The organism is Streptomyces sp. NPDC027962, from assembly GCF_055566095.1.
Map to the genome: position 1 here is coordinate 1 of NZ_JBVHTA010000103.1, position 2,188 is coordinate 2,188.

At 64.1% G+C, this 2,188-nt stretch carries 4 protein-coding genes and 1 pseudogene; 2 read left to right on the top strand and 3 right to left on the bottom strand.

What is annotated here, in order from left to right; all coding sequences use genetic code 11:
• Positions 1–170: 170 nt before the first annotated feature.
• Both ACZ4SA_RS36815 and ACZ4SA_RS36820 read right to left on the bottom strand, forming a co-directional pair.
• On the bottom strand, positions 171–692 hold the full coding sequence (locus tag ACZ4SA_RS36815) for an SMI1/KNR4 family protein (protein WP_468283192.1): 522 nt from the start codon (positions 690–692) through the stop codon (positions 171–173).
• Between the two features lie 107 nt (positions 693–799).
• Positions 800–1,333 carry a hypothetical protein gene (locus ACZ4SA_RS36820; protein WP_468283195.1) on the bottom strand — a complete coding sequence of 178 codons (534 nt, stop codon included), beginning with the start codon at positions 1,331–1,333 and terminating at the stop codon, positions 800–802.
• Between the two features lie 111 nt (positions 1,334–1,444).
• Between ACZ4SA_RS36820 and ACZ4SA_RS36825 the strand changes: the two genes are divergently transcribed.
• Together ACZ4SA_RS36825 and ACZ4SA_RS36830 are read left to right on the top strand one after the other, a co-directional pair.
• Positions 1,445–1,651 carry a hypothetical protein gene (locus tag ACZ4SA_RS36825; RefSeq protein ID WP_468283198.1) on the top strand — a complete coding sequence of 69 codons (207 nt, stop codon included), beginning with the start codon at positions 1,445–1,447 and terminating at the stop codon, positions 1,649–1,651.
• Positions 1,648–1,977, top strand: a complete 330-nt coding sequence (locus ACZ4SA_RS36830; protein ID WP_468283201.1) for a hypothetical protein — start codon at positions 1,648–1,650, stop codon at positions 1,975–1,977. The genes ACZ4SA_RS36825 and ACZ4SA_RS36830 overlap by 4 nt, the downstream gene beginning before the upstream one ends.
• Here the strand turns inward: ACZ4SA_RS36830 and ACZ4SA_RS36835 are convergent.
• Positions 1,974–2,188 (bottom strand): annotated as a pseudogene (locus tag ACZ4SA_RS36835) (hypothetical protein); the annotation flags it as partial. The gene ACZ4SA_RS36830 and the pseudogene ACZ4SA_RS36835 overlap by 4 nt on opposite strands.

A 2,188-nucleotide genomic window follows, 5' to 3' on the forward strand; every position in this document is an offset into this window, starting at 1 on the left:
AGATTCTGGCGAAGGTCCGCCTCGTCCAGACCAACATCAAGAAACTCGTGGCAAACAACTCGAAGTGACATCAACAGGATCACGAGACACTAGCCTCGCCGTTTCGGCAGCAGGGACTCACACAGTGGTACCCCCTCTCACCAGGACAGGAGGTACCACCGCGTTCATTTTCAGGGCAGGAATTCCCAGAACGGGCGGTCAGGCGCGAAATTGCGCGAACACACCGTCACGTCCTCACCCCTGAGGTAAGCCAGCAACCACTCGCTGAACGTCATCTCGTAGAGAGTGTGGGCCGGACTGTCGAGCTCCTGAACCAGGACGCTCCAGGGCAACGAGGGTTCATCAGGAACGCGAAGGAATACCCATTCCCCGGTCATGGCCGACGCCACCGGCATCAACTCACCGGGGTTCGCCCCTACCGGACTGGGCAGGAACTCTGCCATGTCCTCGTCGCGCCAGAACTCGAGATCCTCCCTGATGGTTCCTCCCAGACTATGCAGAAGATGGCCGGCAGGGTGCTCCAGATACAACTGCCCGTTGATCTCGATCGAACCGTAGGCGTTCACGATCTCACGGAAGTCCGCAGGGAATTCGACACCGAATTCCTGCTCCAGTTCGATCCATGGCGCCGGATCCGACCAGTTGAACCGGGGTTCACCCAAAAAGGCTTGGATCTCTGACAGCGTTGCCACCACTGGGCCCCTTCGATAAATCCTTCGACCGGTCGCGCAACAGACCGCCCGCCGGGTCAGCCTGGCGGGCCGTCGTATCGGAGCCGGTTCGGTCGATGCCCGACTGCTCAGAAGGTTCGGTAGTGGGGTGTCCCGACCGTCGCCGCAACGCTGAATACAAAGAAATCAGCCTCGGTGAGCACCCGGTAGACGAACTCCGAGGCGGTCATGTCGAAACGTTGGAAGGGCTCCAGCGGATCCACTCGCGCCACCACGGGCCAGGTCGACGGCTCCTGAGAGGTGTCGGCCAGCCAGTAGTACTCTTCCTCGATGAAGGAATAGCCCCACTGGACAAGGCCTTTTCCCTTGTGCTCGTCATCCATCCCGAGGATCCCGAACGGTTCGAACATCCGCCGGTTGTCGGGGTTTCCACGCGTGGACCTGAGCAGGGACTCGTGATTCGCGAGCACCGACTCCGTATCTCCTTGCGCCTCCAGCACCAGAACATAGTCGCTGAAGGCGCCCCAGGGTGCGAAGCGTCGGCGCAACTCCTTGAAGTCAGCCGGCAGAGGGCCCAAGGCCCTTTCGGTGTCGGACCAATCGGATTCGCCGGGCTCGGCACTCCAACCGGTCACGGCCACCAGACGATCAACCCACTCCATGTGCGCCCCTCTGCGCGACTCACAAACCTATTGCACCTTCATCAAGTGGGAGCCGGCCCCATGGACTCCTGGCACTTGTTGTTCTCCCGTGCTACAAGGCCAAGCGCTGGGATGCCGTACGCACTGTTCGGCAGGCGCGAGGACCTGACGTCGAACCACCACACGCTGCGCGCACCGGCCGAGTTGTACGTCGACGAGGCGGGTGAGGCCCTGGTCATCCGCGACGCGAACCAGAGCGCGGCCCGCTGGGGCGTCCTGCTCGCAGACCTGTCGCACGACGATCCGCGGTGCGGGTGCGCCCCGACCTCGCCGACATGAGCCGGGAGAACTGGGCGCCCCTGGCTGGAGCGGACGTCGCTCGCCTTCCTGGAGATCGTCCTGTCCGAGTCCACCCCCACGCGCCGTACCAGCTCGTCGACTTCCTGGACGCACCGGGCGACGAGATCGTCGCGGAACTGGAGAAGGGCGGCACGTGGCTGCCGTTCCCGGCCTGCCCGCCCGGCGAACCCGCCCTGCGCTGGTTCCTCTACGACGGCGTCCTCGTCTGCGACGCCGGCAGGGAATGGATCGAGGTCCGGGGCCGCACGGAGGAGGCGCTCGACGGCCTGCGGGACGCCCTCGACGGCGACTGGCTGAACGGCTAGCGCACGCCCGCCGGGAGCTCGATCTTGCGGGTGTACGGGCCCTCGTTCTTCTCGCCGACCTGCTGCTCGAAGCTGATGTCCTGGCCGTTGTAGGGGATCAGGAAGCCGAATGCGAGGCGGTGGTTCTTGATCCGGTACGTCTTCGCGTCCAGGACCAGCACCTCTTCCAGGCCGGAGAGGGTCAACTGCGCGTCGTCCACCGGGATGCCGG